General features: G+C 68.2%; 26 protein-coding genes. 8 read left to right on the top strand and 18 right to left on the bottom strand.

The window, feature by feature from the left end; all coding sequences use genetic code 11:
- Positions 1-37: 37 nt before the first annotated feature.
- The 3 genes from ACEQX1_RS19030 to ACEQX1_RS19020 all read right to left on the bottom strand — a co-directional run bounded on the left by ACEQX1_RS19030 (position 38) and on the right by ACEQX1_RS19020 (position 1119).
- Positions 38-343 carry an urease subunit beta gene (locus ACEQX1_RS19030; protein ID WP_370193741.1) on the bottom strand — a complete coding sequence of 102 codons (306 nt, stop codon included), beginning with the start codon at positions 341-343 and terminating at the stop codon, positions 38-40.
- Entirely contained in the window at positions 340-462 is a 123-nt protein-coding gene (locus tag ACEQX1_RS19025) for a hypothetical protein (protein ID WP_370193740.1), read from the bottom strand. The genes ACEQX1_RS19030 and ACEQX1_RS19025 overlap by 4 nt, the downstream gene beginning before the upstream one ends.
- 81 nt (positions 463-543) lie before the next feature.
- Positions 544-1119 carry a HupE/UreJ family protein gene (locus ACEQX1_RS19020; RefSeq protein ID WP_277025354.1) on the bottom strand — a complete coding sequence of 192 codons (576 nt, stop codon included), beginning with the start codon at positions 1117-1119 and terminating at the stop codon, positions 544-546.
- Between the two features lie 394 nt (positions 1120-1513).
- On the opposite strand from ACEQX1_RS19020, the gene ACEQX1_RS19015 reads away from it, so the two are divergent.
- Positions 1514-1777: a hypothetical protein gene (locus tag ACEQX1_RS19015; RefSeq protein WP_024349748.1), complete on the top strand. Its 264-nt coding sequence runs from the start codon at positions 1514-1516 to the stop codon at positions 1775-1777.
- A 45-nt stretch (positions 1778-1822) separates the two neighbouring features.
- On the opposite strand, the gene ACEQX1_RS19010 is transcribed toward ACEQX1_RS19015, so the two are convergent.
- From ACEQX1_RS19010 to ACEQX1_RS18945, 14 genes are all read right to left on the bottom strand, one after another.
- A complete protein-coding gene (locus ACEQX1_RS19010) occupies positions 1823-2125 on the bottom strand; it encodes an urease subunit gamma (RefSeq protein ID WP_009210852.1) in 303 nt (100 codons plus the stop codon).
- A gap of 22 nt (positions 2126-2147) precedes the next feature.
- Positions 2148-2990, bottom strand: a complete 843-nt coding sequence (locus tag ACEQX1_RS19005) for an urease accessory protein UreD (protein WP_370193737.1) — start codon at positions 2988-2990, stop codon at positions 2148-2150.
- Positions 2991-3182: 192 nt separating this feature from the next.
- Positions 3183-3638, bottom strand: a complete 456-nt coding sequence (locus tag ACEQX1_RS19000; protein WP_370193736.1) for a YbjN domain-containing protein — start codon at positions 3636-3638, stop codon at positions 3183-3185.
- 129 nt (positions 3639-3767) lie between these two features.
- Positions 3768-4463, bottom strand: coding sequence for an urea ABC transporter ATP-binding subunit UrtE (urtE, locus tag ACEQX1_RS18995; protein ID WP_370193735.1), 696 nt, complete (start codon positions 4461-4463; stop codon positions 3768-3770).
- A gap of 117 nt (positions 4464-4580) precedes the next feature.
- Positions 4581-5498, bottom strand: a complete 918-nt coding sequence (urtD, locus tag ACEQX1_RS18990) for an urea ABC transporter ATP-binding protein UrtD (protein ID WP_370197378.1) — start codon at positions 5496-5498, stop codon at positions 4581-4583.
- Entirely contained in the window at positions 5495-6658 is a 1164-nt protein-coding gene (gene urtC / locus ACEQX1_RS18985) for an urea ABC transporter permease subunit UrtC (RefSeq protein WP_370197376.1), read from the bottom strand. The genes urtD and urtC overlap by 4 nt, the downstream gene beginning before the upstream one ends.
- Positions 6655-8301, bottom strand: a complete 1647-nt coding sequence (urtB, locus tag ACEQX1_RS18980) for an urea ABC transporter permease subunit UrtB (RefSeq protein WP_370197374.1) — start codon at positions 8299-8301, stop codon at positions 6655-6657. Before urtB ends, urtC begins: the two co-directional genes overlap by 4 nt.
- A 92-nt stretch (positions 8302-8393) precedes the next feature.
- Positions 8394-9707 (bottom strand): urea ABC transporter substrate-binding protein, encoded by a 1314-nt coding sequence (gene urtA / locus ACEQX1_RS18975; protein WP_009210859.1) that lies wholly within the window; start codon positions 9705-9707, stop codon positions 8394-8396.
- Between the two features lie 247 nt (positions 9708-9954).
- A complete protein-coding gene (locus ACEQX1_RS18970) occupies positions 9955-10161 on the bottom strand; it encodes a hypothetical protein (protein ID WP_024349740.1) in 207 nt (68 codons plus the stop codon).
- A gap of 167 nt (positions 10162-10328) precedes the next feature.
- Positions 10329-11138 (bottom strand): formylmethanofuran dehydrogenase subunit C, encoded by an 810-nt coding sequence (locus ACEQX1_RS18965; protein ID WP_370192653.1) that lies wholly within the window; start codon positions 11136-11138, stop codon positions 10329-10331.
- Positions 11135-12034, bottom strand: coding sequence for a formylmethanofuran--tetrahydromethanopterin N-formyltransferase (gene fhcD / locus ACEQX1_RS18960; protein WP_370192660.1), 900 nt, complete (start codon positions 12032-12034; stop codon positions 11135-11137). The genes ACEQX1_RS18965 and fhcD overlap by 4 nt, the downstream gene beginning before the upstream one ends.
- Positions 12035-12057: 23 nt before the next feature.
- On the bottom strand, positions 12058-13698 hold the full coding sequence (locus ACEQX1_RS18955; RefSeq protein WP_370192651.1) for a formylmethanofuran dehydrogenase subunit A: 1641 nt from the start codon (positions 13696-13698) through the stop codon (positions 12058-12060).
- Positions 13699-13723: 25 nt separating this feature from the next.
- Positions 13724-14770 (bottom strand): hypothetical protein, encoded by a 1047-nt coding sequence (locus ACEQX1_RS18950; RefSeq protein WP_370197372.1) that lies wholly within the window; start codon positions 14768-14770, stop codon positions 13724-13726.
- Between the two features lie 166 nt (positions 14771-14936).
- Positions 14937-15308: a 4a-hydroxytetrahydrobiopterin dehydratase gene (locus ACEQX1_RS18945; protein WP_024349735.1), complete on the bottom strand. Its 372-nt coding sequence runs from the start codon at positions 15306-15308 to the stop codon at positions 14937-14939.
- A 79-nt stretch (positions 15309-15387) separates the two neighbouring features.
- On the opposite strand from ACEQX1_RS18945, the gene ACEQX1_RS18940 reads away from it, so the two are divergent.
- The 7 genes from ACEQX1_RS18940 to fae all read left to right on the top strand — a co-directional run bounded on the left by ACEQX1_RS18940 (position 15388) and on the right by fae (position 21970).
- Positions 15388-16359, top strand: a complete 972-nt coding sequence (locus tag ACEQX1_RS18940) for a beta-ribofuranosylaminobenzene 5'-phosphate synthase family protein (protein WP_370197369.1) — start codon at positions 15388-15390, stop codon at positions 16357-16359.
- A gap of 69 nt (positions 16360-16428) precedes the next feature.
- Complete coding sequence (locus ACEQX1_RS18935) at positions 16429-17325, top strand: NAD(P)-dependent methylenetetrahydromethanopterin dehydrogenase (protein ID WP_370197367.1); 897 nt, start codon at positions 16429-16431, stop codon at positions 17323-17325.
- Positions 17326-17329: 4 nt separating this feature from the next.
- On the top strand, positions 17330-18448 hold the full coding sequence (locus ACEQX1_RS18930; RefSeq protein ID WP_370197365.1) for an ATP-grasp domain-containing protein: 1119 nt from the start codon (positions 17330-17332) through the stop codon (positions 18446-18448).
- Complete coding sequence (gene mch / locus ACEQX1_RS18925; RefSeq protein WP_370192639.1) at positions 18445-19416, top strand: methenyltetrahydromethanopterin cyclohydrolase; 972 nt, start codon at positions 18445-18447, stop codon at positions 19414-19416. The genes ACEQX1_RS18930 and mch overlap by 4 nt, the downstream gene beginning before the upstream one ends.
- Positions 19409-20365, top strand: coding sequence for a RimK family alpha-L-glutamate ligase (locus ACEQX1_RS18920; RefSeq protein ID WP_370192637.1), 957 nt, complete (start codon positions 19409-19411; stop codon positions 20363-20365). Before mch ends, ACEQX1_RS18920 begins: the two co-directional genes overlap by 8 nt.
- Entirely contained in the window at positions 20362-21222 is an 861-nt protein-coding gene (locus ACEQX1_RS18915; RefSeq protein ID WP_370192634.1) for a triphosphoribosyl-dephospho-CoA synthase, read from the top strand. Before ACEQX1_RS18920 ends, ACEQX1_RS18915 begins: the two co-directional genes overlap by 4 nt.
- A 238-nt stretch (positions 21223-21460) precedes the next feature.
- Positions 21461-21970, top strand: a complete 510-nt coding sequence (gene fae, locus ACEQX1_RS18910; protein ID WP_009210870.1) for a formaldehyde-activating enzyme — start codon at positions 21461-21463, stop codon at positions 21968-21970.
- Positions 21971-22168: 198 nt separating this feature from the next.
- On the opposite strand, the gene ACEQX1_RS18905 is transcribed toward fae, so the two are convergent.
- Positions 22169-22864, bottom strand: a complete 696-nt coding sequence (locus ACEQX1_RS18905) for a HisA/HisF-related TIM barrel protein (RefSeq protein ID WP_370192631.1) — start codon at positions 22862-22864, stop codon at positions 22169-22171.
- Positions 22865-22875 lie beyond the last annotated feature (11 nt).

Genomic DNA, 22875 nt, shown 5'->3' with positions numbered 1-22875 from the left:
CAGGGGTGGCGCCTCAGCGGCGCCGACGTCGCGCCGGTCAGAGCGCGCCCATCACCTTGCCGTTGAAGCCATAGACCTTGCGCGCGCCGCCGAGCGGCACCAGCGTGACCTCGCGGGTCTGGCCGGGCTCGAAGCGCACGGCGGTGCCGGCGGCCAGATCCAGCCGCATGCCGCGCGCGGCGTCGCGATCGAAGGTGAGTGCGGGATTGGTTTCGGCGAAATGGAAGTGGCTGCCGACCTGGACCGGCCGGTCGCCCGTATTGCCAACCATCAGGGTGATTGGCTTGGCGCCGTCATTGAGGACGATGTCGCCGTCGGGGGTGAGGATTTCGCCGGGGATCATGATCCATTCCTCCAGAGCTTGCGAATGGCGATGATCGCCAGAACCACCAGCAGCACGGGGCCGATCGCCATCAGGTCGTATTCGCCGACCGGCTGCGGCGCCCGGACGAATTCAGGCACGCCGTTGCTCTTCTCTCAGGCCCGCCCGTCTCCGGGCGAGCCCTGTCGTCTGCGGGCCAGAGCCCGGATGCGTCACGTGGCTCAGGCCGCGATCATGTAGAGGCCGGCAAGCGCCGAGGCCGCGCCGAGCGCCCGGACGATCAGCGGCTGGCGGCCGGCGGTCAGGGAATGGCCGAGAGCCAGGCCGACGCCATGCAGCGCGGCCGTGGCCACCACGAAACCGAGGCCGAAGGAAAGCGCGCCGGCCGAACCGAGCTCGGCGCCATGGGCCGAACCATGGAACAGGGCGAAGGCGCCGACGGCTGCGGCCGCGGCCGGAACCGGCAGGCGAACCGCGGCGGCGACCAGCAGGCCGAGGGCGACGACCGACGCCATGACCACCGGCTCGACGAAGGGCAGCGACAGGCCGTTCAGGGCCAGCACGAAGCCAGCCCCCATGGCGGCGACGAAGGCGACAGGAACGGCAAGGCGCGCACGGCCGCCGAGCGTGGCAGCCCACAGGCCCACGGCCACCATGACCAGGACGTGGTCCCAGCCGAGCAGCGGATGCGACGCGCCGGCGGCCAGCGAGCCATGCGCAACCGGATCGAGATGGGCGAAGGCGGGCACTGTTGCGGCGGCCAGGGTTGCGGCGGCAATGGCGAAGCGTGTGAGCATGCGGATGTCCCTCAGATTGGTCGACGGGCGCCCCGATATGGGTCGCGTCCAGCCCACCGCCAGCACCGCCTCGAAAGGCCGTCCGGCACGGCGGGTTCGGGCGCGATCATGGAAGCCGGCCGACCCGGTGTCAAAGGCTTTCTGGCGCTGATCTCGCAGATGCGAAGAGCGGCGGGATGGCCTGTAGGATTTCGGAAAGCCTACCGATAACCAAGGTTGCGCCGGCAAGAACTCGTGAAACTTTCGCGGGTTATGTCTCGGCTCCGCGTTAACGGCTTTGGGCAAAAAGAGCTGGTGCGCGGAACGAAACGTCGCATAATGACGTTGCGGAAGAAGGCAAAGGTCCGGCATCGAACGATCGGACCGCGCAACCGCACAACAGGTTGGAGTTCACATGCTGAGGTCGCTTCTGATCGCGGCGTTTCTCGGTCTGCTCCTCGGTCCCGTCGGACCGGCGCAGCCCCTGATGGTCCGCACTGTCACCATCGGTCCCGTCACCGGTCCCGCCTATTATTCCGTCATCGAACAGGGGTTCCGATTCGTCGGAGACGCGCCCGTCGCTGTCGCAGCCGACGAGCCGGACATCACCGTGTCCTCCCTCGAACCCGCCGCGAAGGCGGACACACTGGCCGAGGCCCCGGCAACGGAACGGCGATAGGCAACGCGTCCGGTAGCGCAGGCCCCAGGCCGCAGATCGCCCGGATCAGCGGATCGGTTCGTGCACCGTCACCAGCTTCGTGCCGTCGGGAAAGGTCGCCTCGACCTGGACGTCGTGGATCATCTCGGCAATCCCCTCCATCACCTGGTCGCGCGTGATCACATGGGCGCCGGCCTCCATCAGGTCGGCGACGCTGCGGCCGTCGCGCGCGCCTTCCACCACATAATCGGTGATCAGCGCGATCGCCTCGGGATGGTTCAGCTTCACGCCGCGTTCCAGCCGGCGGCGCGCTACCATGGCGGCCATCGAGACGAGCAGCTTGTCCTTTTCGCGCGGGGTCAGTTGCATGCCGGGTTCCTTCGCAGATGCGTCATAGCGACCATACAAGCGGCAACGGCCCGTCCGCCAGACCCGAAAGCACCGGCACCAGCCGCTGGCGCAGATGAAAGCCGGACACGGCCCGGATGCGGGCGACGAGAAGACCACCAACCAGACTGGCGCCGCCGTCCTCGCCGATCACGGCGCGCAGCCCGTCGAGGCGCGCCTCGGCGTCGGGCAGATGAGCTACCACCGTCGCCAGCGCGCGGTTCGGGCCGAGCGAGGCGGGCTCCGCCATCGCCGCAGCGATGTCGCCGGACAGCTGCAGGTCGTCGGCAAAGACCAGCCGGCCGCCCAGCCGCACCCGCCAGCGATCGTGGAAATGGCCGGCGGTCACGCTCTCGCCCATGAGCTCGCGGCCGAGGATCAGCGATTCGCATAGCAGAAAGCGCACATCCGGCGCGGCCTCGACCTCGAGCGTGCGTCGCACCCGGCCGCCGTCGAAGAGGATCGTCTCCTGCGGCAGCCAGGCCAGCCTTGCGCCCGCTTCCAGGGTCGCGCTCGTCGTCACATGGGCAGTATCCCCGCCCGCTGCGCGGTAGATGCGTTCGCAGGCCTGGGTGGTGACGGTGAGATCGGCCCCGGCCGCCACGGTGAAATCCTGCGCCAGCCGGTCGCCGCCGGTCAGGCCGCCCGAACTGTTGATCAGGATCGCCTCGGCCTGCTGGCGCGGCAGCCGCGGAAACCGCAGCTTGAGGCAGCCGGACTGGTGCAGCCGCTGCAGCCGGGTCCGCTTGTCTACGACGCGGAACTGCGCCGACGCCGACCCTTCCGAGCGCTGCATGCGGCGCGGGGCCGCTGGGTCCGTCTGCGGCAGGTTGCGCACCGCGCTCATGCGGGCAGGCCAGCGCGGACGCGCGGCAAAGCGGCTAGATCCGGCGGGGCACCGGCTGCGTCATTCATGGTGATCTGTCCATGGGGATCCGTGGAGATGGCGCGAGGCTCGCAGGTCCCGGCATGGACGGCAAGAGTGCGACCGGGCGCGAATTCCAGCCCCACGGCTGGCCACCGGAAGTCGCGAATGGCCCTAGAGCTTGAGGATGCCCGACTTGAACTCTCTCAGGGACAGACGCCACCAGTCGAACGTATCCTCGAGATTGCCGCGGGTGACTCCGTGGCGCAGGTTGACGTCCATCTCCAGCACCGGATCGTTCTCGGCGTCGATATAGGCCTTGGCAAAGCGCTTGTCCCGGTTCCAGCCGTTGATGGCGGCCTGATCGACAGGAACGCCGTCCCAGGAGGCATAGAACTGAAGGCTCTGGCATTCGCTTCTGTCGGAATTGCAGTCGTTGAAGAAGATCACGTAGAGCGTGCCATCGATGCGCCCCCGGACATATTCGGTCTCGTCCTTTTCCAATGTCCCGGAGCCGAAGCCACGGGCGATGTCGACGATCTGATCGACCTCGCCGGGCTTGACCAGCGTTTGCGCCTGACTGGCACCGGCAAGACAAAGGCAGGCAAGAAGCGTCGCGATGAAGCGCACTGGGTATCCTCCCAAAAGCGGAACGCACCACATGCCGCAGATCGAGGGACATCGGCCGCGACCGTGTCATCCTTTCTAACATGCCGCTCGGGAAGACTGAAGCGAGGGCGATCATCGCGGAGATCGGGGTCACACCGTGAGATGCCGGCGCACCTCGGGATCGTCGAGGCCCTCGGCGGGGCCGTCGAAGACGATCTCGCCGCGATCCATGATGTAGACCTGATCGGCGAGCTCGCGGCAGAAATCCAGATATTGCTCGACCAGCAGGATGGCGAGACCGGACTGGTCCTTCAGATAGCGGATGGCCCGGCCGATATCCTTGATGATGGACGGCTGGATGCCCTCGGTCGGCTCGTCGAGGACGAGAAGCTGCGGCCGCGTCACCAGCGCCCGGCCGATCGCCAGCTGCTGCTGCTGGCCGCCTGACAGGTCGCCGCCACGCCGGCCTAGCATGTCGGCGAGCACAGGGAAGAGCTCGAAGACATGGTCGGGGATGGTCCGGTCGGCGCCCTTCAGCGGCGCGAAGCCGGTCTGGAGATTCTCCTTCACCGTCAAAAGCGGGAAGATCTCGCGGCCCTGGGGTACGAAGCCGATGCCGCGCCGTGCCCGCGTATAGGGCGCCTCACGGCCGAGATTATCGCCGTCGAGCGCGATCTGGCCGGCGTGGATCGGCTGCTGGCCGACGATGGCCCGCAGCAACGAGGTCTTGCCGACGCCGTTGCGACCGAGGACGCAGGTGATCTCGCCCTTCCTGGCATTCAGCGACACGCCGCGCAGCGCCTGCGCCGCACCGTAATAAAGATCGACGTTCGAAACGGTCAGCATGGGGCGTTCGGCGCTCCTGCAGGAAATGTTGGATGGGCCGCGAGCGAACCGGCAAAGCAACGCGTCGTGCCCTTCCTGGGCGGCATCGCGCGCAGATCTCGGCCCGCTTCGTAGGTCTCAGCGGCCAAGATACACCTCGACGACACGCGGATCGGCGGAAACATGGTCGAGCGTGCCTTCGGAGAGCACCGAGCCCTCGTGCAGGCAGGTGACCTTGACGTCGAGGGCGCGCACGAAATGCATGTCGTGCTCGACGACGACCACCGACCGGGTGCGGGCGATCTCGCGCAGGAGCCGCGCCGTCTCCTCGGTCTCGGCGTCGGTCATGCCGGCCACCGGTTCGTCCACCAGCAGGAGTTCGGGATCCTGCGCCAGCAGCATGCCGATCTCCAGCCACTGCTTCTGGCCATGGCTGAGATCGGCTGCCAGCGTGCCCGCTTTGGCGGTCAGGCGCGTCGTTTCCAGAATGTCGGCGACCGTCTGGCGCTCGCCGGAACTGTCGCGGTGCAGCAGCGCGGCGAAGATCGAGCGCGAGCCGGCCATCGACATGCGGATGTTGTCGGCCACCGTGTGGCTCTCGAAGACGGTCGGCTTCTGGAATTTTCGGCCGATGCCCATATTGGCGATGGCGGCCTCGTCCTGCTTGGTCAGGTCGACATCGCCGGCGAAATAGACCTCGCCCTCGTCGGGCCGGGTCTTGCCGGTGATGATGTCCATCATGGTGGTCTTGCCGGCGCCGTTCGGGCCGATGATCGCCCTCATCTCGCCCTTCTGGATGACCAGCGAGAGATTGTTGATCGCCTTGAAGCCGTCGAAGCTCTTGGTGACCCCGTCGAGATAGAGCAGCGTGTCGCGCCGCGCCTGGCCGAGGGCTTCGCGCTCGGCCAGCAGGGCGGCGCGCTGGGTGGCATAGGGGTGCGGCGAGACGATTGGCGGTGCCAAGGCGGCGTCCGCATCGCCGGCGGGCGCGGCCGGCCCGCCTGCCGTGGCCGTGGTCTTGTCGGGGGCGTCGGTCATCTGGTCCATCATGGTCATTCCGCCGGTCCCGGCGCCGGCACGGGCGTCTTGTCGACCGCCTCGCCCTTCTCGCGGTCGGCATCACCGCGCCGGGCACGCCAGGCGTTCCAGCCATGGTCGATGGTGCCGACAATGCCGCGGGGCAGGAACAGGGTGACGAAGACGAACAGGCTGCCGAGGACGAAGAGCCAGAATTCCGGCGCGACGGCGGTGAAGGTGCTCTTGCCGAAATTGACCAGCAGCGCCCCGATGACCGGGCCGATCAGCGTGCCGCGGCCGCCGACCGCCGCCCAGACGACGATCTCGATCGAATTGACCGGGGCGAACTCGCCGGGATTGATGATGCCGACCTGCGGCACGTAGAGGGCGCCGGCAATGCCGGCCATCACCGCCGAGACGGTGAAGGCGAAGAGCTTCACATGCTCGGGCCGCCAGCCGATGAAGCGGGTGCGGCTTTCGGCGTCGCGCACGGCGACCATCAGCTTGCCGAGCCGCGAGCGGGTGATCCAGCCGACGATGACCACGGCCACCGCCAGCGCGATGCAACTGGCGGCGAAAAGGCCGGCGCGGGTGGTGTCGGCCTGCAGCGAGAAGCCGAGCAGCTCCTTGAAGTCGGTCAGGCCGTTATTGCCGCCGAACCCCATGTCGTTGCGAAAGAAGGCCAGCAGCAGCGCGTAGGTCATCGCCTGGGTGATGATCGACAGATAGACGCCGGTGACGCGGCTGCGGAAGGCGAAATAGCCGAAGACGAAGGCCAGGATGCCGGGTGCCAGCACGACCATCAGCGCAGCAAACCAGAACTGGTCGAAGCCGTACCAGTACCAGGGCAGCTCCTGCCAGTTCAGGAACACCATGAAGTCCGGCAGCACCGGGTCGCCATAGACCCCGCGCGAGCCGATCTGGCGCATCAGATACATGCCCATGGCGTAGCCGCCGAGGGCGAAGAAGGCGCCATGGCCGAGCGACAGGATGCCGACATAGCCCCAGACCAGATCGAGGGCGAGCGCCAAGAGCGCGTAGCAGACATATTTGCCGAACAGCGGCACGGCGTACGACGGCACATGCAGCGGATGGCCGGCCGGCAGCCAGAGATTGGCCAGCGGCACGAGGATCGCCGCCGCCAGGATCACGGCGACGAGGATGAAGATGCGGGGACCGAGGAAGCGCGCGAGAATCATGCGTCGACGAACCTCCCCTTCTGGGCGAACAGGCCGCGCGGCCGTTTCTGGATGAAGAGGATGATCAGGACGAGCACGATGATCTTGCCGAGGACGGCGCCGGCATAGGGTTCGAGGAACTTGTTGAGGACGCCGAGGCTCATCGCCCCGACCAGCGTGCCCCACAGATTGCCGACCCCGCCGAACACCACGACCATGAAGCTGTCGATGATGTAGCCCTGTCCGAGGCTCGGCGAGACATTGTCGATCTGGCTGAGTGCGACACCGGCGACGCCGGCGATGCCCGAGCCGAGCGCGAAGGTCATGGCATCGACCCAGGGGGTACGGATGCCCATGGCCGAGGCCATCTTGCGGTTCTGGGTGACGGCGCGCATCTGCAGGCCGAGCGGCGTGCGGTTGAGGACGGCGAGCAGCGCCAGGAAGACGACCAGCGCGAAGACGATGATCCACAGCCGGTTCCAGGTGATCGACATCAGCCCGACATCGAAGGCGCCGGACATCCAGTCGGGATTGCCGACCTCGCGGTTGGTCGGGCCGAAGACGGTGCGCACCGCCTGCTGCAGGATCAGCGAGACGCCAAAGGTCGCCAGCAGCGTTTCCAGCGGCCGGCCGTAGAGAAAGCGGATCAGGCCGCGCTCCATGACGAGACCGACGAAGCCGGAGACGAGGAAGGCCAGCGGCAGGGCGATGGTCAGCGACCAGGGAAACAGCCAGGGCGCCGAGCCGCGGATCGCCTCCTGCACCACGAAGGTCGTGTAGGCGCCCAGCATGACCATCTCGCCATGGGCCATGTTGATGACGCCCATGACGCCGAAGGTGATGGCCAGCCCGATGGCGGCGAGCAGCAGCACCGAGCCGAGCGACAGGCCGTACCAGACATTCTGCATCTGGTTCCAGAAGGCGATGTTGGCCTCGATGCCGGCGATGGATTCGCGCGCCGCCTCGCGGGCCACCGGATCGTCGGTGGCATCGGCGAAGATGCGCAGCATGTTCAGCGCCTCGCGGTCGCCGCGCGTCTGCAGCGCCTTGGCGGCCTCGGCCTTCTCGGCGGCCGGACGGTCGGAGGCGAGGATCGCGGCGGCGCGCGCCTCTTCTAGGCGGGCCAGGACACCGGCGTCGGTCTCGGCGGCGATCGCCGCTTCCAGCGGCGCGATCATCTCGGGATCGGCGTCGGAAAAGACGGTGCTGGCGGCCCGCAGCCGCTGGGCCGGGTCGGCGGCGCGCAGGGTCAGGGTGCCGAGGGCGGCGGTGACCGCGTTGCGGATCGAATTCTTGATGCGAACCTTGGTGACGTCCGCCTTGGCGACGGTACCGGCAGCCTCGCCGGTGATCGGATCGGTGAGGACCATCTCGCCGCCGCGCGACGTGGCGACGAAGACGGCCTCGTCGCTCTTGCGCCAGTAGAGGCCGCCGTCACGCAGGGCCTTGAGGGCGGGCGCCAGCGCGGCATCGCCGCTGGCCGCTGCTTCCGCGATCACCGCCTCGGTTTCGCTGAAGCTCTGCTTACCGCCAAATTTCTGGACGATCGTGGCCGGGTCGGCGCCCTGGGCCCATGCAGGCTGCGCCGCCAGAAGTCCGGCCGCCAGCAGGAGACCCGCGACCAGCATGAGACCGGTCCGGCATCGCTCGAAGAACTGTTGCATCACATCCCACCTGAGGGCCGCTGGGGGACGGGGACGGTCGCCTGGGACCGCCCCCGCCGGGTTCGTCTTGGGAGGACGAAGGTCGGACCCGCTTACTTGGCTTCCGCCGAAGCGCCGCCGCAGGTCTTGGTCTCGGTGTTGTAGTTCCCGCAATTGATCGGGTCGGTCCAGTCGGCGGTCAGCTTCTTGGATTCCGGCAGGAAGTCGGACCAGGCGTCGCCCGGCACCAGTTCCTCGGTCTCCGAGACGATGTCGAACTGGCCCTCGTCGTTGATCTCGCCGATCAGCACGGGCTTGGTGATGTGGTGGTTGGCCAGCATGGTGGACATGCCGCCGGTGAGGTTCGGCACCTCGACGCCCGGCAGGGCGGCGATGACCGCGTCGGCCTCGGTCGTGCCGGCGGCCTCGACCGCCTTCACCCACATGTTGAAGCCGATGTAATGGGCTTCCATCGGATCGTTGGTGACGCGCTTGTCGTCACCGATGAAGGTCTTCCACTTCTCGATGAACTCGGCATTCTCGGGCGTATCGACCGACTGGAAGTAGTTCCAGGCGGCGAGATGGCCGACCAGCGGGCCGGTGTCGATGCCGGCCAGCTCTTCCTCGCCGACGGAGAAGGCGACGACAGGAATGTCGGTCGCGGCGATGCCCTGGTTGGCGAGTTCCTTGTAGAACGGCACGTTGGCGTCGCCGTTCACGGTCGAGACGACGGCGGTCTTCTTGCCGGTCGAGCCGAATTCCTTGATGGCCGACACCTCGGTCTGCCAGTCGGAGAAGCCGAAGGGGGTGTAGTTGACCTTGATGTCCTCGGCGGCGACGCCCTTGTCCTTGAGATACTGCTCGAGGATCTTGTTGGTGGTGCGCGGATAGACGTAGTCGGTGCCTTCCAGCACCCAGCGCTCGACGCCTTCCTCCATCAGATAGTCGACGGCGGGGATCGCCTGCTGGTTGGGCGCGGCACCGGTGTAGAAGATGTTGCGCGAGGATTCCTCACCTTCGTACTGGACCGGGTAGAAGACGACCGTGTTGAGCTCTTCGGCCACCGGCAGGATCGACTTGCGCGACACCGAGGTCCAGCAGCAGAACACCGCCGCCACGTCCTGGGCCGAGACGAGGTCGCGCATCTTCTCGGCGAAGAGCGGCCAGTCGGAGGCCGGATCGACCACGACACCTTCGAGCGGACGCCCGAGCAGACCGCCCTTGGCGTTCTGCTCCTCGATGAGCATCAGCATGGCGTCCTTCAGGGTGGTCTCGGAAATCGCCATCGTGCCCGACAGCGAATGCAGGATGCCGACCTTGATCGGATCGCCGGACGGCGCGTCCTGCGCCACGGCACCGGTCAGTGCGACGCCGCTCATCGCGGTCGCGGCGACGGCGCCACGAAGCCAATTGATAGGTGATGTCATTCACGCTCTCCAGTTGACAGGTCCCGCTCTCAGCGACGGGCTCCGGTCACACAGGGAGCAATCCCCGTGCCAGACTGGTGATGCGCGAAGGACAGCAGGGGAACGCGGCCATCCGGCGGGTGAAGCCACCGGTTGCGCGACAAGCCTGACCCTGGGGCAGATCAAATCTGCCTGTATTTTGTTCAATGCCTAGTTTTTCACCGCAGTGAGCAGCGCGGCAGCAGACGGGATCTGATGCGCTGTCCGCTCAGATCGCTTCCTTGCGATCTTCCGGCCAGTGGCACTTCCAGCTCTTGATCGTCCATTGCGGATGATCGCCGGCCCAGGCCGCGACATAGGGCGTCGACAGCATCATGCATTGCGCCAGCGAGCCGCGGCTCTGATAGGTCAGCCGCTCTTCCCGGCAGTTCGACGGGTCGCTCACCATGCAGACGGTCAAAATCAGGTCAATCATCGTCTCGGCCGTTTCCTTCCTGGGGAATCCGACGGTGCCCGGTCGAACTGGATACGCTCTTCACATACGCAGCGATGCTGCATCCGGATGCAGAACTAGCGGCTCCTTCCGGCAAGTCAGCAGAGCGGTGGCGCCGTGTCGCATGGCAATTGTGCAGTCCCGCCGCCTCAAAGCGGCAGGAAGATCTCGCCCATGCCGAGCACCGCCGTGTCGCCGCCGAACCGGCGCATGGGCGCGCCATCAAAGGGCACCGGGCCGGCGGATCCCGCGGCGATATCCCGGGCCATCAGCTTCAGGATCAGGAGGTCGGCCGGGCCGTTGTCGAGGAAGGTCGGCGACAGGCGCTCGACCCCGCCGGGCAGGATCAGCGTGCCGCGTTTCATCATCCGGCCGGGCACGCCCGCGGCGCGGCCGCCGGCGATCAGCGTGCCGGCGATCATCCGGCTGGCGGCATTGGCGCCGAGCGCGCCCGCGACGACGATGGTGCCGCGCCGCATGCGATCGGCCACCCGTTCGCCGGCCGCGCCGCCGACGCGGATCGTGCCGCCCGACATGCCCGCCATCTCGCCGGCCAGTGGACCGCCGAGAAATTCACCCGCATCGCCCTCGATGTGCAGCTCGCCGCCGCTCATGGCCGAACCGGCGAAGCCGCCGGCCGAGCCCGTCACCGTCAGCCGTCCGGCGCTCATCACCCGGCCGGTCCGCCAGCCGGCGTCGCCCTCGACATGGATCTCGCCGCCATCGAGCCCTTCGCCGATCCGGTCGAAGCGGTGCGAGCCGCCCTCGAAGCGCAGGCTTGCCGGATCGTCGCCCGACACGTCGAAGAGGTCGCCGACCGTGACCAGCCAGCGGGTCGTGCCGATCGGCAGGGAGGCGATCTGGGTCGTGGTAAGGCCGGCGAGGCGCGACGGGATCAGGGCCGACAGGTCGATGCGCTGGTCCGGTTCGGCCCGCTTGCGGAAGGTGAGCCCGCTCATGGCGCCAGCTCCTTCAGATGGAAGTGATGCGGTCCGAGATTGCCGCCGTAATTGCCGGCGCCGATCCGCAAGGCGCCCTTGTCGGGTCCCAGATCGACCGCAGCCTTCAGCCCGGCGCGCATCGCATCTGCCACAGCCTTCTTCGACAGGCCGTCGATGACGATCTCCAGCACCGAGCCGATATCGGACGTCAGAGCCGATGGGGTGACGCCCTTCAGGGTCGGGCAATAGGCATCGTTGGTGGAGGCCATCATGCCCTTGTACTTGCCGCCGACCTTGGAACCGGAGCGCACGATCCCGCCGGGAAACGGCATGATCGCACCGGGCACCGCACGCATCGCCTCGAGCGCCGCCTCGGCCGCCGCCAGCGCCTGTGCGCTGGTGCGGGCCATGAACAGGAGATTGCCGCCGCCGACGCCGTCGCCGGTCATGCCGGTCGTCGCCTCGCAGAGGAATTCGCCCTCCATCACCGGCATGCGCCAGAAATGCCGGCCGGCGAATTTCTTCGAGATCTGCCAGCCATCGGCGAAATAGCGGATGGCCGAGCCGAGATCGATCTGCGTCTCGCTGTCGAAGTCGGCGTAGCAGGCCGAGGACGGGCTGGTGAGGATGCACTGGCCGAGCCGGGTGCCGAGCTGCTTGGCGAGGCCGTCCTTGTCCATGGAGAACAGGAGAATGCGCACGCCCGGCCGCCCGTCGCGGGTCTCGCTCGCCGGCACGACGCGGTCGATGCCGGCCTCGCAGCCGCAGGCGATCACCGAGGTGGCAAAGCCGGTGAAGGAGCGCGCGGCCTCCATCGCCCATTTCTCGGAATCGGCGGTGACCTGGATGGCCGTTCCGCTCATCGGAAACGCTTCAGCGAAGGTGTCGTCGATGACGACGCCATTGCGGGTCATCGCCGTGGACGGCGCGTCCTGTGTCACGTCCGGCATGGCATCACCTTGAACGGATCCTCTTGACCGATGGCGAAGTCCGGCACCTCGAACCAGCGCGACGGCAGACCGAAGCGTTCGTCGAAATAGCGGTCGAGGCGCCTGGCCATCGCCTTGTCCGCCTCGGGCCGGACCGTCAGCGTGCGGCCATTGGTGCGGTTGACGACGGTGCCGTCCTTCACGACCAAGGCTCCGTCCTTGAAGACATAGGCCGCACGGCCGAACATCTCGGCCTTGTCGTGGCCCGGACGGTAGATCGCCACGTCGCCCACGGCCCCTGCCCCCAGATGGCCGCGATCGGACGTGCCGAGCAGGCGGGCCGGGGCGGCGCGGGTCATCGTCGCGATCTCCCGCAACGTGTATTCGCGGGTGATCTCCGGAAGGCTGGTCATCCGCACCACCGATTTCGGCAGCGCGTCGAGCCAGAGCTGGCGCACGCCGCGGTCCATCAGCAGCGCGAAGATGTCGGGGTAGCTGGTGAACGGCGCGCCATTGGGATGATCGGTGGTGAAGAACACCCGCGACGGGTCCTCGATCAGGAGGAACAGTTCCAGCCCGATCGCCCATTGCAGCGCGTTGAAGAAGCTCTTCTGCTTGTACTCCATCGGCACCACGCCGCCGCCATTGGCCTCGTGGTCGAAGATGATCGTCTTGCCGGGGCTGGCCTGCGGCCGGCCGGCGAACTGGCGCATCTCGTCCGAGGAGATCGTCACGGTCTGGCCGAACATCACCTGACCGATATCGACGGTGACCTCCGGCGTCCGGTTGACGAGATCGGCCAGTCGCTGCCCGACGGAGGAAAAGCCGCGCTTGCCCTCGGTGCCGTAGCCGTAGAACTGGATATGGGCGAGATGCATCGGCAGGCCCTCGGCCGCGCCGATGGTCGCCTCCGCCGACGAGGCAGAATCGCCGGGCACGCCGAGATTGTTGCAATGAACATGCAGCGGATGCGGGATGCCGAGCCCGTTCACCGCGCCCTGCAGCGTCTTGACGATCTTGCGCGACGACACGCCGTAATCGGGCACGATGTCGTCGAAGTCGAACTTGCGGACATTCTCCTTGAAGGCCGCGGAGCCGCCGGCATTGATGCATTTGACGCCGAGCGCCCGCGACGCCGAGACGGTCCAGGCGACATAGTCGGCAATGGCGCTCTCGCTCTCGCCGTCGCGGATCATCGCCATCAGGAAATCGTCATTGCCGAGGACGACGAGCGTTGCCTTGTCGATGATCGGGATGTCGGCGAGTTCGAGATGGGAATGCAGCGCCGAGGACGGCGCCATGGCGGGCTCGACCACAGTGGTGAAGCCCATTTCGGCGTAGCGCAGGCCGGTTTCCTCGGTGGTCCAGCCGACCTTGGAGAGCCCGGTCGCGCCCGGCCGCGACTGGAAGGCCCGGTGATATTCCGGCAGCAGCAGCCGCGCCGTGTTCACGTGCCCGCTGGCGATGTGGGAATGAATGTCGATGGCGCCCGCCATGACGATCAGCCCCTTGCAGTCGATCGTCTCGTCGGGCCGGCGCCCGTCCGTCGGCGCACCGACGACGACGCCGTCGGCGAGATACAGATCCCCTACCGCGTCCCGGTCGTTGGCCGGGTCGACGACATGGCCGTTCTTCAAATGCGTCAGCATGCAGACGCCCCTTTCCGTCCGACGATCATGCTGCCGCTTCCGTCGTCGTCTGTCCCAGATGCGCGGCGATCGCCGCAAGGACGGCCGCCGCCGTCATGCGCCCACCGGCGTCCTCGCCCGTCCGCGACGCCGCGACCGGCACGAAGCCGCCGAAGCGATTGTCGTAGAGGACGCTGTCGTGATCGCGGCCGGCCGTCGCCACGGCGAAGGCGATCTTCGGCGGATGGGTCCAGTCGGTCGCCTCGCCGCACAGCGCGACGACCGGTACCTTGCCGGACCACTCCGGTTCGATCTCGTCCTCGCCGTCCAGCGCGGCGACATGCACCGCCAGATCCGCCTCTCCATCGGCGATCAGCCATTCGCCGCGATACAGATGCGGATCGTGGTCGGGGTAGCCGCGGCCGAAACCGCTGCGCAGCGGAAATCCGGTCGTCCAGGTGGTCGCCTGCGCCGCGGCAAAGGCCTGGTCGCTCCGCAGCATCGGCAGGCTGGTGAAACGGGTCTCGGCGTTCAGGTCGAAGACCAGCCCGGCGAGCATCTCGATGGTGAGGCTGTCGAGGCTGGCCGGCGCGAAGATGGCGCAGCCGAACGCCGCCTCCTTCAGCCATTCGGCGACGAATTGCACGGTTGGCGCCGGCAGCGGCCCGGCGCCGTGCTGGTGCCCGGCCAACTCGGCGCGGATCGCCGACAGCGCGTCGAGGAGATCGTCACCGGCGCAGTCGATGCCGTGCAGCGCGACCGATTCCGGCAGGTCCGGCATGTCGTCGCCAGCGCCCAGCCACAGGATCTGGCGCTCGACGCCGCGGGTCGGCTTACCGAGATCCGGCGTTTCATCGAACAGATAATCCGGCATGTCGGGTGCGTCTTCGAACGCGTCGTCACCGATCACCAGCACGCGATCGGCACGGCGCCGGATCTCGGACGGCGCGGCCAGCATCATGCCGCTGTCGCGCATCGCCGAGATCAGCGGGTAGATGCCCTTCGAGGCGGCATGATCAATCGCCCCGCCAGCGATCTGCGCCAGGGCGACCGCGGCCTTGATGCCTGCGATATCGGTCGAAAGTCCGGTCACGAGAGGCAGGCGGCTTCGGCCGATCAGCTCCGCCGCTGCGGACACAGCCTCCTGTGTGGACGCCGGTTTCCCGTCGATCCATGCGTTCTGCAAAACCATTCGCTTTCTGTGCCCGTGATGCAAACTACAGCCTTGGCGGCGAAGATCAAATCCCCGCCGCCAGGTCTCAGCTCTTGTCGTATTTGATATAGGCGAAGCGCGGATCGTCCGGCGTGCCCGACAGCGGCCCGTCCTCCTTGCCCGGCTGCCACATGACCACCTGCTCGATCATCTTCGCCAGGGCGAAGTCCGAATCGGTGATCCCCTTGGCGGCGTGATTCACCAGCCGCACCTCGACCCAGGCATAGGAGGCGGTGATGTCGGGATGGTGGAATGCGGCCTCGGCCAGATGGCCGACGGCATTGATCACCATCAGCGTGCCCTTCCAGCCCGCGGTCTTGTAGGTGCGGCGAATCCAGCCGTCCTCGAGCCGCCATGTGGGCAGCTCCGCCTCCAGTCGCTTGGTCACCTCGGCATCGGAATAGGTCTTCGCCGCCATGGTTTTCTCCTCCACTACGCTTGCCCCATCGGTATTCGCCGCAATAATAGGGTGCGGGCACGCAAGTTCAGGGGACAAAGTGACAGACGACGTCGTCAACGTCTCGGCGCCCGCTCGCCTGCATCTGGGATTTCTCGATCCCGGCGGCCAGTCCGCGCGCCGGTTCGGCGGAATCGGCATGGCGCTGGAAGAACCAGCAACGCGGCTTTCCATCCGGCGGGCCCGGCAGGACCATGTCGACGGTCCGGAAGCGGGTCGCGCAGCCGCCTATCTCGTCGACATGCGCCGGCATCTGGGCATCGGCGTCCGCCACGAGCTGACGATCTCGGACGCCATCCCCGCCCATTCAGGCCTCGGATCGGGCACCCAGCTGGCGCTGGCCGTGGCGACCGCCCTGCGTGCCCTGGAAGGGCTGCCGGCCGACCTCGCCGGCGACGCCGCACGGCTCGGCCGCGGCAATAGGTCGGGCCTCGGCGCGGCCTTCGTTACCGGCGGCGGCGTGGCGGTGGATGGCGGCAAGGGCGAGAGCGACATGCCGCCGCCACTGATCGCGCGGCTGCCGTTTCCGCACGACTGGCGGGTCATCCTCGTCCTCGATCCGAGCGATACGGGCTTTCACGGCGCCGACGAAGTCGCCGCCTTCGCGACGCTGGCGGCCTTTCCCGAGGCGCAGATCGCGGAGATCTGCCGGCTGGTGCTGATGCAGGCCCTGCCGTCGCTGGCAGAGACCGACATTGCCGGCTTCGGCGCCGCCATCGCCACCATCCAGCAGATGGTCGGCGAGCATTTCGCCCCCGCCCAGGGCGGCGTCTTCACCAGCCCGGCGGTGGCCCGGGCCTGCGAAGCGCTGGCTCTGGCCGGCGCCCACGGCATCGGCCAGAGCTCATGGGGCCCGACCGGCTTCGCCTTCGCCCCCTCGGCCCGCGAGGCCCGCCGCCTCGTCGCGGCGATCGGCGAGGCCGCCGCGGGGCTCGACATCCGCATTCTTGCGGGACGCAATCATGGAGCCGGCGTCGAACGCCGCGGGCTCCGACTGACGGGCACCGGCTAGCGGCGACGAGCCCTGGCACCGTCGTGGCCGACCGGCCCGGCGAACGCACATGCAGACCGGAGACTTTCCATGGCGCACAAGAACATCCTGCACATGATCACGCCGCAGAAGCACATCAGCCCCTTCGACGTGAACATGGCGCTCGACGCCGGCTACGATGCGGTGCTGCCCTATGAGAGCGTGGAGATGGCGGAGGTCGCCGACCTCGTTCAGGACGTAATCTTCTCGCGCCCGCCGGATCGCGGCGTGCGCTCGGCGGTGTTCTTCGGCGGCAATGATTCGGTGCTGGCGCTGGACATGATCGCGGCGGCGAAGGACGCGCTCGTGCCGCCCTTCGGCTGCAACATCATGGCCGATCCGTCGGGCTCCTTCACCACGGCCGCCGCCATGGTCGCCTGCATCGAGCGCACCCTGAAGAACCGCAAGCAGACGGCGCTGAAGGACGTCACCATCGCCGTCTTCGGCGCCACCGGCGTCGTCGGCTATTGCGCCGCCGTCATCGCCGCGTTGGAAGGCGCCACGGTGAAAGTGGTCGGCTATGACGGGATCGAGCGGATCTCCAAGCGCGCGGCCGAGATGAAGGAGCGCTTCGGCGTAGAGGTCGAGCCGGTCGACGGCTCGTCCGACGACAAGAACACCGCAATCATCGAGGACGTCCACGTCATCATCGCCGCCGCCAAGGCCGGCGTGCAGGTGCTCGGCAAGGACCAGATCCGGGGCGCGCCGAAGCTCCTCGTTGCCGCCGACGCCAACGCGGTCCCGCCGCTCGGCCTCGAGGGCATCGATGTCATGGATGACGAGGAACAGATCGACGGCACCGAGGCCTTCGGCATCGGCGCGCTGGCGGTCGGCCCGTTGAAGTCGAAGACCGAATCCGGGCTCCTGCAGCGCATGATCGAGGCGGAGGAGCCGCAGGTGCTCGACTTCCGCGATGCCTTCGCGCTGGCCCGCACCCTGGTCTCGTAACCCGATGGCATCGCGCCCCAGCATCCTCTGTGCCGCCTTTTCGGCGCGTCAGATCGCCGAAAGCGCCCGCCGCTCCGGCATCGACGCGCTGGCGGTCGACTTCTTCGGCGACCTCGACCTGAAGCAGTCGGCACTGGCGGCCGAGGTGCTGCATGGCGACTATCCCGACGGCTTCGACGGCGAGGAACTGCTGGCGATCCTCGGCCGGCTGGCCGACGGCCATGCGCCGATCGGCTTCGTTCCGGGCGCCGGCTTCGAGGATCGCACCGAGCTGTTGGAGCGGATCGGCGCGCGCTGGCCGGTCCTCGGGACCGACGCCGCCACGACCCGCCTGCTCAAAGAGCCCGAAGCCTTCGCCGCGCTCTGCGCAAAGGCCGGAATTGCCCATCCCGAGACCCGGCGCAGCGTTGTCGGCGATCCCGCCAGCTGGGTGTCCAAGAAGATCGGCGGCGCCGGCGGCAGCCATGTCCGGCCGGCAGACGGCACGGCGCTCGACGCCGATCGCTATGTCCAGCGCAGGGTGACGGGCGAGAAATGGTCGGCGGCCTTCCTCGCGGCCGAAGGCCGGATCGCGGTGCTGGGCTTCACCCGGCAATGGGCGGCCCCCTCAGCCGATGAGCCGTTCCGCTATGGCGGCGCGGTGGGCCCGCTGGTCCCGCCCGGCGACAGCGGCCCGGCCATGGTCGCGGCACTGGAGCGGCTGACGCGCGAGGTGCCGCTCGCCGGCATCGCCAGCGGCGATTTCGTGCTGACGCCGGAGGGGCCGGTGCTGCTCGAAATCAACGCCCGCTTCGGCGCGACCGTCGACATCTACGACCGGGACGACGCACCGTTTCTGGCGCTGCATCTCGATGCCTGCCGGGGGCGCCTGCCGACGAGCGTTCCGCCCGCCGGCACCGTCCGCGCCTCGGGCCTTGCCTGGACCGACGTCGCGGTGACCCTGCCGGCCGATTTCGACTGGCCGGAATGGACCTGCGACCGCACCCTGCCGCCGGCCGCGTTCGGTCCCGGCCAGCCGCTGTGCACGGTCGTTGCCGAAGCGGCCGACGCTGCGGCCGCCGAGGCCCTGTTCCACGCCCGCGTGGACCAACTGCATGAACGAACCGGGAGGATGGCCGCATGAGCCGTGCATCGCAATTGTCGGTCAACGGAGGCGTTCTCCCCCTGATCGAGACCCTGCAGCGTCGCGCGGCGGAACTGCGGATCGGAATCTCCACCGGACCCGCCGGCGAAACGCTGATCGATGCCGGCGCGTCGGTCACCGGCAGCCTCGAGGCCGGCAGGCTGATGACGGAGATCTGCCTCGGCGGGCTCGGCGAGGTGACGCTCGGCTCCGCCCCCTACCTGCCCCGCTGGCCGTTCACCCTGACGACGCGCACCTCGCAGCCGGTCGTCGCCTGCCTCGGCAGCCAGTATGCCGGCTGGCAGCTGACCAGCGGCGAGGGCGACGCGGCCTATTTCGCCATGGGTTCGGGCCCCGGCCGGGCGCTGGCCGGCAAGGAGGCGCTGTTCAAGGACATCTCCTATGCCGATCAAAGCGCCACGGCGACGCTGGTGCTGGAATCCGGCAGTCCGCCGCCGGAAGACCTCGTTAGGCAGATCGCCGCCGATTGCGGCGTGGCGCCCGAGGCGCTGACCATCATCTACGCGCCGACCCAGAGTCTGGCCGGCTCGGTGCAGATCGTCGGCCGCGTGGTCGAGGTGGCGCTGCACAAAGCGCATGAGCTGAAATTCGACCTGTCGCGGATCCTCGAGGGCACCGGCACGGCGCCGCTCAGCCCGCCGCATCCCGACTTCATCACCGCCATGGGCCGCACCAACGACGCCGTCATCTATGGCGGGCGCATCCTTTTGCATGTCACCGGCCCGGCCGCCGACGCCAAAGCACTGGCCGAGAAGCTGCCGAGTTCGACCGCCAACGACTACGGCACGCCTTTTGCCGAGATCTTCCGCCGCTACGAGGGCGATTTCTACAAGATCGACCCGATGCTGTTCTCGCCCGCCGAAGTGGCGGTCGTGGCCTTGGAAACCGGCGAGACTTTCCGCGGCGGCGCGGTCGATCCCAAGCTGATCGACGCCTCCTTTGGCTGAACCGGCGGCTCCCGGCGCATCCGGCGCCCCGCGCATCCTCCTGGTCTCGGCCGACCGGGACCGGCATGCCCGCGACCTGATCGCGGCCTTCGGCGCACTCGGCGCGACGGTGGTGCTGGCCGGCCTGTCGGAGATCGGCTTCGACACCGGCGCGGCAAGCGGCCTGCGCATTCCGCAATTCGGCGACGAGCTGCCGGACGCGGTCTGCCTGCGCACGATGGATGCCGGAAGCTTCGAGCAGGTCACACGCCGGCTCGGCATCCTCCACGCTCTGGCGCGCAGCGGCGTGCCGGTCTCCAACGGCCCGCGCGCCGTCGAGAACTGCGTCGACAAGTCGATGACCAGCTTCCTCCTGCACCGGGCGGGCCTGCCGAGCCCGCGCAGCTACGCGGTGGAGAGCCGCGCCGAGGCCGCGCGCATCCTCGCCGCCGAGCCCGGCCCGATGGTGATGAAGCCGCTCTTCGGGGCGCAGGGCAAGGGGCTGAAGCTGGTGCGCGGCGCGGACGACCTGCCGCCGGCCGGCGAGATCGCGGGCGGCGTCTATTATCTGCAACGCTATGCCGGGGTCGAGACCGGCGGGCGCTGGAGCGACGTGCGGGTGCTCGTCTCGGCGGGCCGCGCCGTTGCCTCGATGCGGCGCGAGGCGGCGAACTGGATCACCAACGTCAAGCAGGGCGCCAACGCCGTCGCCATGCCGGCCGACCGTGAGATGGAAGAGCTTGCGATCGCCGCCACCGCCGCCGTCGAGGGGGATTTCTGCGGCGTCGACCTGCTGCGCGACGAGAGCGGCCGCGCAGCGATCATCGAGGTCAATTCCATGCCCGCCTGGACCGGACTGCAGCGCGCCACCGGCAGCGACATCGCTGCCATCCGCGCTCGCGACGTGGTGGCGCTGGCCGAGGCCCGCCGCCGTCAGCTTCTGTCGCAGCCGCTGCCCCACGCCGTATGAGCCTTGCGCCCGACCGGATCGCCGCCGCCTTCCTCGCCGCCTGCCGGGCCGAGCTCGACGCCGCCAAACCCGGCAATGTCCACCGCTTTGCCGGCGGCCACGGCATGCGTGCCGACACCTTCGAAGCCGCCGCAAGGGCAACCGCGCCGTGGATCGCCCGGCACGATCTCGGCGTCGGCGCGCGCATCCTCGGCGCAACCCGCGCCAGCTGGGGGGCGGTCGGCCTCAACGCCAATCTCGGCATCGTCCTTCTCTGCGCGCCACTGGCGGCGGCGGCCGAGGGTCATGCAACTGGCGGCGGCGATCTGCGCGAGGCGGTGGCGGATGTCCTCGCCCAGCTGGATGCGCAGGATGCGCAGGACACCTTCGCAGCCATTGCCTTGGCGACGCCCGGAGGGCTCGGCGAGGCCGCCGAACAGGACGTGCGCTCGCCGCCGACAATCGGCCTCGTCGAAGCCATGCGGCTTGCCGCTGACCGGGACCTCGTCGCCCGGCAATATGCCGACGGGTTTCGCGAGATCTTCGAGATCGGCCTGCCGGCCCTCGCCGCTCCGGACACCGCGGTGCAGACGCCGGGAACCGGCCCGGCGCTCGCCGCCTATCTCGCCTTCGCATCGGTCTTTCCCGACAGTCACCTCCAGCGCAAATACGGGCTAGGCGTTGCCGAGACGGTGCGCCGGCAAATGGCCGGTCTCGCCGACGATCTGGCCCGGACGCGGGATCCGGACGCCCGTCTTGCCCTGGCGCTTCGCCTCGATGCCGCCCTCAAGCGCGACGGCCGCAATCCCGGTACATCGGCCGATCTGACGGTCGCCAGCCTTTTCGCGCAGAACCTTGCGGAAGCGCAACGGGAGTGATTGACTGTCGGCCGTAAGGGTCCATGTGACACCTTGACTATCTGGCTAACCGGTCCCGCGGGGGACGCCGCTAACAAGGATAGACGTATGCCGGTCGGGAGGCCGTCCGGCGACCGGGAGGGAGATGCGGTCGCGTGCTTTTGGAGGGCGCTGCCGAAGATGCCTTTCGGGATCGTAAGTTCTTAGAGCCGGGCCGGCGGCAAGCCGCGTCAGGTTGGCACATTTGGAGGAATTGCTCATGGCAACAATCAACAAGGTCATGGTCGGCGAGTCGCTCGTCGGCGAAGGCAACGAAGTCGCCCATATCGATCTCATCATCGGACCCCGCGGGTCCGCCGCCGAGTCGGCGTTCTGTAACTCGCTGACCAACAACAAGGACGGCTTCACGACGCTGCTCGCCGTCGTCGCGCCGAACCTGCCGTGCAAGCCGAACACGGTCATGTTCAACAAGGTCACCATCAAGGGCGCCAAGCAGGCCGTCCAGATGTTCGGACCGGCGCAGACCGCCGTTGCGCGCGCCGTCGCCGATTCGGTCGAGAAGGGCATCATCCCGCAGGCCGAAGCCGACGACCTGTTCATCTGCGTCGGCGTCTTCATCCACTGGGAAGCCGAGGACGACGCCAAGATCCGCGACTACAACTACCAGGCGACGATGGAATCCATCGAGCGCGCCATCAAGGGCACGCCGACCGCCGCGGAAGTGGTCTCCAAGAAAGGCTCGGCGGCTCACCCGTTCGCCGGCGCTTAGACAAGGAACCATCCCGGGGGAGACGACAAGCCGGCGATGCCCGCCGGCCTCCTCCGGCGATTGGCCGCCAAGTTCGGTTTCCAATAGGAAGCCAGTTCCCGCGGGAACGAGGACGACAGACGGAAAAGGGGCCCTTGCGGCCCCTTTTTTCTTGCACTTCCCACCGGGCGACAACGCGCCGGCCGTATCTTGCTAAGATCAGACGAGGCGCTGCAGATCCGCCGGGGCCAGCCGGCCGTCATGCAAGGCCGTCGACACCAGCGCACCGGCGATCCCTGCCTTTTTCAACGCAGCGACGTCGCCCGCGCCGCGCACGCCGCCGGCGGCAAAGATCGCCCGATCCCCGGCCCGCGCCGCCACGCTCGCCAGCCGCTCCAGATCCGGACCGGCGCCGCTGCCCACCCGCGCCAGGGTCATGACGATCAGGCGCCGCGGCCAGAGGGAAGCCTCTGTCCGAAGTTCCACCGGACCGAGAAAGTCGTCGCCGCGAAAGTCCAGCGACAGCACCGCCCGGGGCTCGTCCGCAAGGTCGCGGGCAACGCCGGCACCCTCGACCGATTCCGAGCCGACCACCGCCACATGGCGGGGCCCGGCCAGAACGCGCCGCGCATCGGCGGTCGTGTGCACGCCGGCATCGATCCAGATCTCCGTCGTCGGAAAGGCCGCCCCGAGCTGGGCAATGGCCGCGTCGTTGGCAGGCCGCCCCTCGATGGCGTCGAGATCGGCGATGTAGAGGCTGCGGAACGGCGCCAGCGCCATCAGCCCCCGCGCCACCGCCACCGGATCGGCGCTATCCGCCAGCGGCGTCTCGATCGGCCGGTAGTTGGCGCGGTCGCCCATAACGCCGCGCACGACGCGGCCGTCCTTGAGGTCGAGTACCGGGATGATCTGCATGGGGCCCTCGG

It is taken from the genome of Aurantimonas sp. (assembly GCF_964217435.1).
Lineage (GTDB): Bacteria > Pseudomonadota > Alphaproteobacteria > Rhizobiales > Rhizobiaceae > Aurantimonas > Aurantimonas coralicida.
Note: the sequence above shows the minus strand (reverse complement) of the source record. Positions and strands in the feature narration are given on the sequence as shown.

Coding starts and splice junctions, on each gene's coding strand:
- ACEQX1_RS19030 (WP_370193741.1), bottom strand. CDS start 343: ATGATCCCCGGCGAAATCCTCACCCCCGACGGCGACATCGTCCTCAAT.
- ACEQX1_RS19020 (WP_277025354.1), bottom strand. CDS start 1,119: ATGCTCACACGCTTCGCCATTGCCGCCGCAACCCTGGCCGCCGCAACA.
- ACEQX1_RS19015 (WP_024349748.1), top strand. CDS start 1,514: ATGCTGAGGTCGCTTCTGATCGCGGCGTTTCTCGGTCTGCTCCTCGGT.
- ACEQX1_RS19010 (WP_009210852.1), bottom strand. CDS start 2,125: ATGCAACTGACCCCGCGCGAAAAGGACAAGCTGCTCGTCTCGATGGCC.
- ACEQX1_RS19005 (WP_370193737.1), bottom strand. CDS start 2,990: ATGAGCGCGGTGCGCAACCTGCCGCAGACGGACCCAGCGGCCCCGCGC.
- urtE (WP_370193735.1), bottom strand. CDS start 4,463: ATGCTGACCGTTTCGAACGTCGATCTTTATTACGGTGCGGCGCAGGCG.
- urtD (WP_370197378.1), bottom strand. CDS start 5,498: ATGACCATGATGGACCAGATGACCGACGCCCCCGACAAGACCACGGCC.
- urtC (WP_370197376.1), bottom strand. CDS start 6,658: ATGATTCTCGCGCGCTTCCTCGGTCCCCGCATCTTCATCCTCGTCGCC.
- urtB (WP_370197374.1), bottom strand. CDS start 8,301: ATGCAACAGTTCTTCGAGCGATGCCGGACCGGTCTCATGCTGGTCGCG.
- urtA (WP_009210859.1), bottom strand. CDS start 9,707: ATGACATCACCTATCAATTGGCTTCGTGGCGCCGTCGCCGCGACCGCG.
- ACEQX1_RS18970 (WP_024349740.1), bottom strand. CDS start 10,161: ATGATTGACCTGATTTTGACCGTCTGCATGGTGAGCGACCCGTCGAAC.
- ACEQX1_RS18965 (WP_370192653.1), bottom strand. CDS start 11,138: ATGAGCGGGCTCACCTTCCGCAAGCGGGCCGAACCGGACCAGCGCATC.
- fhcD (WP_370192660.1), bottom strand. CDS start 12,034: ATGACCCGCAATGGCGTCGTCATCGACGACACCTTCGCTGAAGCGTTT.
- ACEQX1_RS18955 (WP_370192651.1), bottom strand. CDS start 13,698: ATGCTGACGCATTTGAAGAACGGCCATGTCGTCGACCCGGCCAACGAC.
- ACEQX1_RS18945 (WP_024349735.1), bottom strand. CDS start 15,308: ATGGCGGCGAAGACCTATTCCGATGCCGAGGTGACCAAGCGACTGGAG.
- ACEQX1_RS18935 (WP_370197367.1), top strand. CDS start 16,429: ATGGCGCACAAGAACATCCTGCACATGATCACGCCGCAGAAGCACATC.
- ACEQX1_RS18930 (WP_370197365.1), top strand. CDS start 17,330: ATGGCATCGCGCCCCAGCATCCTCTGTGCCGCCTTTTCGGCGCGTCAG.
- mch (WP_370192639.1), top strand. CDS start 18,445: ATGAGCCGTGCATCGCAATTGTCGGTCAACGGAGGCGTTCTCCCCCTG.
- ACEQX1_RS18915 (WP_370192634.1), top strand. CDS start 20,362: ATGAGCCTTGCGCCCGACCGGATCGCCGCCGCCTTCCTCGCCGCCTGC.
- fae (WP_009210870.1), top strand. CDS start 21,461: ATGGCAACAATCAACAAGGTCATGGTCGGCGAGTCGCTCGTCGGCGAA.
- ACEQX1_RS18905 (WP_370192631.1), bottom strand. CDS start 22,864: ATGCAGATCATCCCGGTACTCGACCTCAAGGACGGCCGCGTCGTGCGC.